We start from the raw sequence: 7,809 nt of genomic DNA, 5'->3' as shown, positions 1-7,809 counted from the left end.
GATCCCGCCCGGCAATTGACCGGCGCGCCGCCCGGCTACTACCAGAAGACGCTGGTCACCCAGCTGGCGGAAACGGTCTTCGGCAGCTTCCACATCGGCTTCCTGCTGATCGCAACGGTCACCGCGCTCATCCTGGTGCTGGCGGCCAACACGGCGTTCAACGGCTTCCCGGTGCTGGGTTCGGTCCTGGCGCAGCACAGTTATCTGCCGCGCCAGCTGCACACCCGGGGCGACCGGTTGGCGTTCTCCAACGGCATCCTGTTCCTGTCCGGGGCGGCGCTGCTGGCCATCATCGCGTTCCGCGCCGAGGTCACCGCACTGATCCAGCTGTACATCGTCGGCGTGTTCATTTCCTTCACGCTGAGCCAGATCGGCATGGTGCGGCACTGGACCCGGTTGCTGCGCACCGAAACCGACCCCCGCGCGCGCCGCAAGATGATGCGCTCCCGCGTCGTCAACACGGTCGGATTGCTCTCCACCGGCGCCGTTCTGTTGGTCGTGCTGGTCACCAAGTTTGTCGCCGGCGCGTGGATCGCGCTCTTCGCGATGGGTTTGCTGTTCTTGATCATGAAGATGATCCACCGGCACTACGGCACCGTCACCAGGGAGCTGGAGGAGCAGGCCGCCGCCCAGCACGACGTGGTGCTGCCGAGCCGCAACCACGCCCTGGTGCTGGTGTCGAAGCTGCATCTGCCGACGCTGCGCGCGCTGGCCTACGCGCGCGCGACCCGTCCCGATGTTCTCGAGGCGCTCACCGTCAGCGTCGACGACGGCGAAACCCGCGAGCTGGTGCACCAGTGGGAGGAAAGCGACATCAGCGTGCCGCTGAAGGTGATCGCGTCGCCGTATCGCGAAATCACCCGTCCCATACTGGATTACGTCAAGCGGGTCAGCAAGGAATCAGCGCGCACCGTCGTCACCGTGTTCATCCCCGAGTACGTGGTGGGGCATTGGTGGGAGCAGGTGCTGCACAACCAAAGCGCGCTGCGGCTCAAGGGCCGGCTGCTGTTCATGCCCAACGTGATGGTGACTTCGGTTCCGTGGCAACTGAATTCGTCTGAGCGGCTGCAGACGCTGCAGCCGCATGTGGCCCCGGGGGACACCCGTCGGGGAATCTTCGATTGATGCGCGAATCGCCTCGCACACCCAGCGCGGTGCTGCCCGCGGGTGAGGAACTCACGCTGGTGACCGGCGCCCCGGCCAACGGCGGCAGCTGTGTGGCGCACCACGAAGGGCGAGTGGTGTTCGTCCGCTACGCGCTGCCGGGCGAGCGAGTGCGGGTCCGGGTGACCGCCGACCGCGGATCCTATTGGCACGCAGAGACCCTCGAGGTGCTGGAACCGGCCGACGGCCGCGTCGAGTCGCTGTGCCCCATCGCCGGGGTGGACGGGGCCGGGTGTTGCGACCTGGCGTTCGCCGCGCCGGAGGCGGCGCTGGTCCTCAAGGCGCAGGTGGTGGCCAACCAGCTGGAGCGGCTGGGCGGGCACCACTGGGCCGGCGAGGCCGAACCGCTGTCGGATTCCGGGCCGACGGGGTGGCGCACGCGGGTCCGGCTCGATGTCGGCGCGGACCGTCGGCCCGGGTTTCACCGGTATCACAGCGACGATCTGGTGACCGACCTGCGCTGCGCGCAGTTACCGTCCGGCATGCTCGACGGGCTCGCCCAATCGGACTGGCCCCCGACGGCCCAATTGCACGTAGTCGTCGACGACGACGGCGCGCGCCACGTGGTGCGCACGCTGCGGCAGGGCAAACGGACCGCGACCAAGGTCGTGGAGGGCGGCTACGAGGCGATCCAGCGGGTGGACGGGCGCAGCTGGCAGATCCCGGTGACGGCGTTCTGGCAGGCGCACCGCGGCGCGGCGGCGGTGTACAGCCGGCTGGTCGCCGACTGGGCGCAGCCCGGGCCGGGCGCGACCGCCTGGGATCTGTACGGCGGCGCCGGCGTTTTCGCCGCGGCGCTGGGAGCGGCGGTGGGCGAGTCCGGGCGGGTGCTGAGCGTGGACACCTCCCGCGCGGCGACGCGGTCCGCCCGCGCCGCGCTGGACGACCTGCCGCAGGTGCAGGTCGTCACCGACTCCGTGCGCCGGGCGCTCGGCGCGCAACGCTCGAGCGCCGATGTGGCGGTGCTGGACCCGCCCCGGGCGGGTGCGGGGCGCGAAATCATCGAGCTGCTGGCGGCGGCCGGGGTTCCGCGGGTGGTGCACATCGGTTGCGAGGCGGCGTCTTTCGCGCGCGACATCGGCCTCTATCTCGGCCAGGGCTATGCCGTCGAGAAAATCAAGGTCTTCGACGCGTTCCCGCTCACGCATCACACCGAGTGCGTAGCACTGTTGACCCGCTAGCGATTAGAGGAAGGGCGCCGCAGCCGATAGACTCCGTCACGGTGTGCCGGGAAGTCTGGTCGGCGATGTCCTCGATGTCCCCGTCGACCAACCGAAAGGCTTAGGTGCCTACCATCGAAGAGCGGGCCGCGCCCGCCGACGCATCAAGCGGTATCGGACGGCGGCCATCGTGACCGAGACTCTTCGTTACGCGCTGATCATTTTGTTCTGCAGCGCAGTCGGTTTGGTCGCCGTCCTGGCGAACCGCCTCACCGAGCGGGTCAAGATCCCGGTGCCCCTGCTCGTGCTGGTCGGGGCCGCCGTGGTTGTGCACGCGGTGCCGGCGGTGCAGTCGCCGTCCGAGCCGACCGTCGAGCGGGTGATCACGATCGCGCTGGTGTTGGTGTTGTTCGACGGCGGCATGCACATCGGGCCATCGCGGTTCCGCGCGGCCGCCATCCCGATCCTGTCGGTGGGCGTGTTGGGGACCGCCCTGACCGCCGCCGGGGCGGCCCTGGTGGTGCACTACGCGTTCGGAATCGCCTGGTTCCCGGCGGTACTCGTCGCCACGGCCGTGGCCCCCACCGATCCCGCCGTCGTCTTCTCGGTCCTGGGCAAACGCGAGATCCGGGGCCGCAGCAGCACCATCTTGGAGGGCGAGTCCGGCGCCAACGACCCGGTCGGCATCTCCCTGATGTCCAGCCTGATCGCCGCGGGCGGCCTGAGCGCGGCCGGATTCGCCGGTGTGGGAACGCAATTCGTTCTCCAGATGGCGGTCGGGCTGGCCGTCGGGGTGATCGGCGGCCGGGCCCTGCTCGTCTTCATGCGAAGGGTCGCCCTGCCGAGCGAAGGCCTCTACCCGCTGCGCACGCTGGCGTCGTGCCTGATGCTGTACGGCATCGCGACGCTCGCGCACGGCTCGGGGTTCCTGGCCGTATTCGTCGCCGGCATCGTGATCGGCGACGCTCGTGCGCCGTACAAGCCGGAGATCAAGCGGTTCCACGCCGCCCTGGCGGGGCTGGCCGAAATCGTCGCGTTCGCCTTTCTCGGCCTGACCGTGGACATCAACGTCCTGGCCCACGCGGACGTGTGGATTCCCGGGGTCGCACTCGGTGTCGCGCTGACATTGTTGATCCGGCCGCTGGCGGTGGGCTCGTGCCTCGTTCCGGTCCGGCTGCGACGCAACGAACGCGTCTTCGTCCTCTACGCCGGGCTCAAGGGGGCGGTGCCGATCCTGTTGGGCGAGTTCCTTCGGGCCGCCCACGTCCCCGGCGCCGAACGCCTCTACGGCATCGTGGTCATCGTCGTCATCTTCTCCGTGCTGGTGCAGGGCAGCTCCGTGCCCGGTGTGGCCAGGCTGCTGCGGCTACCGATGCGGACCGTGGAGACCCAGCCGTGGCAGATCGGGGTCCGGCTCGCGGACGAACCGCAGGGCGTCCATCGCTTCAGCGTCGCCCGCGGGTCGACCGCCGAGGGGTGCACCGTCGAGGGCCTCAGTGACCGGGTCGGCGACATCTGGGTGAGCATTGTGGTCCGCACCACCGGCCTGGTGCCCGTGCGGGGCGACACCGAGCTTCGGGCCGGTGACGAGGTCGTTGTCCTGGCAGATCCCGAACTTCGCGACAGCCTGGCCGAGCTCTTCGGCCGCTCGTAGGCCTTGCGGCTCCGCTGCTTCCCTGTCGTTCCCGCGGACGCTGCGTAGACTATCGGGATGCTGGAACAGATCCGCGGGCCCGCTGATCTGCAACACCTGTCCCAACCGCAGCTGCGCGAACTGGCCGCCGAGATTCGCCAGTTCCTGATTCACAAGGTCGCTGCCACCGGGGGACACCTGGGGCCCAACCTCGGCGTCGTCGAGCTGACGCTGGCGCTGCATCGGGTGTTCGACTCGCCGCACGACCCGATCGTGTTCGACACCGGCCATCAGGCGTACGTCCACAAGATGCTGACCGGTCGCGCCCAGGACTTCGAGAGCCTGCGCAAGAAGGGCGGCCTGTCGGGCTATCCGTCGCGCGCCGAGAGCGAACACGACTGGGTCGAGTCCAGCCACGCCAGCGCCGCCCTGTCGTACGCGGACGGCCTGGCCAAGGCGTTCGAGCTGACCGGCCACCGCAACCGGCACGTGGTCGCGGTGGTCGGCGACGGCGCGCTCACCGGCGGCATGTGCTGGGAGGCGCTGAACAACATCGCGGCCTCGCGCCGGCCGGTGATCATCGTGGTCAACGACAACGGCCGCAGCTACGCGCCGACGATCGGCGGTGTCGCCGACCACCTGGCCACCCTGCGGCTGCAGCCGGCCTACGAGCAGGCGCTGGAGAAGGGCCGCGACGCGGTGCGCTCGATGCCGTTCTTCGGCGAGCTCGCCTACCGGTTAATGCACAGCGTCAAGGCCGGCATCAAGGACTCGCTGTCCCCGCAGCTGCTGTTCACCGACCTCGGGCTGAAATACGTCGGCCCTGTCGACGGCCACGACGAACGCGCGGTCGAGATGGCGCTGCGGCACGCCCGCGGCTTCGGCCGGCCGGTGATCGTGCACGTCGTCACCCGTAAGGGCATGGGCTTCGGCCCGGCCGAGGACGACGAGGCCGAGCAGATGCACTCCTGCGGCGTGATCGACCCGGTCACCGGGCAGGCCACCAAGGTCGCCGGGCCCGGCTGGACCGCCACCTTCTCCGACGCGCTCATCGGTTACGCCAAGAAGCGCCGCGACATCGTGGCCATTACCGCGGCGATGCCGGGCCCGACCGGGCTCAGCGCCTTCGGCCAACAGTTCCCGGATCGTCTCTTCGACGTCGGCATCGCCGAGCAGCACGCGCTGACGTCGGCCGCGGGCCTGGCGATGGGCGGCATGCACCCCGTGGTGGCCATCTACTCGACGTTCCTCAACCGCGCCTTCGACCAGATCATGATGGACGTGGCGTTGCACAAGCTGCCCGTCACCATGGTGCTGGACCGCGCCGGCATCACCGGCTCGGACGGTGCCAGCCACAACGGCATGTGGGACATGTCGATGCTTGGCATCGTCCCGGGCATGCGGGTGGCCGCGCCCCGGGACGCCACCCGGCTGCGCGAGGAGCTCGGCGAGGCCCTCGACGTCAACGACGGCCCGACCGCCCTGCGGTTCCCCAAAGGCGATGTGGGCGAAGACATTCCGGCGCTCGAGCGGCGCTCGGGCGTGGACGTGCTGGCGGTGCCGGCCGCCGGATTGAACCACGATGTGCTGCTGGTGGGCGTCGGCGCGTTCGTCCCGATGGCGTTGGAGGTGGCCAAGCGGCTGCACAACCAGGGGATCGGCGTGACGGTGATCGACCCGCGCTGGGTGCTACCGGTGTCCGACGGGGTGCTCGAACTCGCCGCGCAACACAAACTGGTCGTCACGTGCGAGGACAACGGGGTCAGCGGCGGCGTCGGGTCGGCGGTGTCCGCCGCGTTGCGCAACGCCGAGATCGACGTTCCGTGCCGCGACGTCGGCCTGCCGCAGCGGTTCTACGAGCACGCCTCGCGGGGTGAGCTGCTGGCCGACCTCGGGTTGACCGATCAGGACGTGGCCCGCCGCGTCACCGGCTGGGTGGCCGCCTTGGGCAGTTCCGTCACCGAAGCGGAGATCCGCGAACACCTCGACTAGTCAGCGGAGCGGGTCGCCACCCACCATCGTCGCGAGTGCATTCGGGGCGTTGAGTGTGCGCTCACGGCGGGATCTCGCCGATTTCTCCGCCCAGCGCTCACCCGCAATGCCCACGATTCACCCTCGATGAGTGAACGCCCCGAGCTAATCGCCGGCCTCGGCCGGGGGCTGCAGCGCCTGCGCCAGCGGGGGATCCACCAATTCCCGCTGCCACCGCCGGGCCTGCCCGGCGCGCAGGAACGTCTCGACGGCGTCGAGGGGATCGGGCGCCGGCTCCCAGTCCCAGCACAACCGGCGCACCAAATCGGGCGAGACGAGGTTTTCGGTGGGGACGTGGACCTGCTCCGACACCCGCGACAGGGCCGCCCGCGCCGCCTCCAGCCGTGCGGCCGCCTCGGGTTTGCGCCGGCTCCAGCGTGCCGGCGGAGGCGGGCCGTTGGGCGGTTCGGCGTCGACGGGCGGATTCTTGGTTTGCCGGGCCGCCTCCAGCGCCCCCAGCCAGGTGGCGGCGCTGCGGCGTTGATTGCGTCCCCCGAACACCGGCAACGCGGTGAGGTCCTCGATCGTCTTCGGGTCGGCGAGGGCGGCCTCGATGATGGCCGAGTCGGGCAGGATGCGCCGCGGGGCGATGTCGCGGCGCTGGGCGATGCGGTCGCGCGTCAGCCACAGCTCGCGAACCGCGGCCAGCCCCCGCTGGTCGCGCACCCGGTGGATGCCCGACGTGCGGCGCCACCGGTCGGGCCGCGCCGCGGCGCTGGGGTCCCTGGACCCCACCGCCCGTAGGTAGTCGAATTCCTCTGCGGCCCAACCGGTTTTGCCCTGCTGGTCCAGGACGTCGGCGATCGCGGCGCGCAGCTCGATGAGCAGCTCGACGTCCAGCGCCGCGTAGTTGAGCCATTCCTCGGGTAGCGGGCGCTTGGACCAGTCGGCCGCGCCGTGGCCCTTGGCCAGTCCGGACCCCAGCAGCCGCTCGACCATCGTCGCCAGGTTCACCCGCTCGAAACCGGCCAGCCGCCCGGCGAGCTCGGTGTCATACAGAGCCGGCGGCCGCAGGCCGACCTCCGCGAGGCAGGGCAGGTCCTGGTCGGCGGAATGCAGGATCCATTCGTCTTCGCTCAGCACCTCGGCGACGGGCCGCAGCGCCTCCACCGGGTCGGCCCCGTGGCTGACCGGGTCGATGAGCACCGTGCCGGCGCCGGCCCGGCGGATCTGAATCAGGTAGGCCCGGTTGGAGTACCGGAACCCCGACGCCCGCTCGGCGTCCACGGCGAACGGTCCGCGCCCACGCTCCAGGAGCTTCGCGGCCTCCTGGATCTGCCGGGCGGTCACCGAGAGGTCGGGAATTCCTTCGGCAGGGTGCAGCAGCGGCGTGGGCTGGGGTTCGGGATTGTCGGGCTCGCTGTTGTCGGGCGCAGTGCTGCCGGGCCCGGGGGCATCCGGTTCGCACATGTCAGGCGCGTGACCGGGAGCTCAGATCGGTGACGCCGGTCGGCGGGAGGCCCGCCGCGTGTTCCAGTACCTCACAGAAGGCTTCGACGTGGACGCCGACTTGCGGCGTGGTCGCCGTCCACGACGCCCGCAGCTCCAGTTGGTGGGCGCGCGGGGGCCCGGAGATGTCCCCGTAGCGCACCGACGTGGTGGCGGTGACGGTGCCGCCCAGGGCGGTGACCTGCTCCATCCGGGACTCGAGCGCGTCCACCAGCCAGCTCCAGGCGACCTCGGGCAGCAGGGGGTCGACGGCCTCGCTGGGGTCCAGGTCGGCCTGGATGTAGGCGACCAGCCGGATGGTGCCGTCCCACGCGTCGGCGCCTTCCGGGTCGTACAGCAGGATGAGTCGGCCGAAGGCGTCGCCGTCGGACC

6 protein-coding genes are annotated in these 7,809 nt (G+C 70.5%); 4 read left to right on the top strand and 2 right to left on the bottom strand.

Annotated elements, in window-relative coordinates; genetic code table 11:
* The 4 genes from A9X03_RS12160 to dxs form a co-directional block, all read left to right on the top strand.
* The coding region (locus A9X03_RS12160) for an APC family permease (RefSeq protein WP_156736878.1) at window positions 1-1,125 on the top strand (1,125 nt) is incomplete at its 5' end.
* A complete protein-coding gene (locus A9X03_RS12155; protein WP_369827109.1) occupies window positions 1,125-2,345 on the top strand; it encodes a class I SAM-dependent RNA methyltransferase in 1,221 nt (406 codons plus the stop codon). The genes A9X03_RS12160 and A9X03_RS12155, both read left to right, overlap by 1 nt.
* A gap of 169 nt (window positions 2,346-2,514) precedes the next feature.
* Entirely contained in the window at window positions 2,515-3,978 is a 1,464-nt protein-coding gene (locus A9X03_RS12150; RefSeq protein WP_068261234.1) for a cation:proton antiporter, read from the top strand.
* 57 nt (window positions 3,979-4,035) lie between these two features.
* The gene (dxs, locus tag A9X03_RS12145) at window positions 4,036-5,949 is read left to right on the top strand and encodes a 1-deoxy-D-xylulose-5-phosphate synthase (protein WP_067748642.1); all 1,914 of its coding nucleotides are present in this window, start codon (window positions 4,036-4,038) and stop codon (window positions 5,947-5,949) included.
* A gap of 144 nt (window positions 5,950-6,093) precedes the next feature.
* On the opposite strand, the gene A9X03_RS12140 is transcribed toward dxs, so the two are convergent.
* Together A9X03_RS12140 and A9X03_RS12135 are read right to left on the bottom strand one after the other, a co-directional pair.
* Window positions 6,094-7,398 (bottom strand): ribonuclease D, encoded by a 1,305-nt coding sequence (locus A9X03_RS12140; protein WP_067748645.1) that lies wholly within the window; start codon window positions 7,396-7,398, stop codon window positions 6,094-6,096.
* A gap of 1 nt (window position 7,399) precedes the next feature.
* A partial coding sequence (locus A9X03_RS12135; RefSeq protein ID WP_082950498.1) for a DUF3000 domain-containing protein occupies window positions 7,400-7,809 on the bottom strand: 410 nt, incomplete at its 5' end.

Source organism: Mycobacterium sp. E1715, assembly GCF_001667625.1.
Lineage (GTDB): Bacteria > Actinomycetota > Actinomycetes > Mycobacteriales > Mycobacteriaceae > Mycobacterium.
Note: the sequence above shows the minus strand (reverse complement) of the source record. Positions and strands in the feature narration are given on the sequence as shown.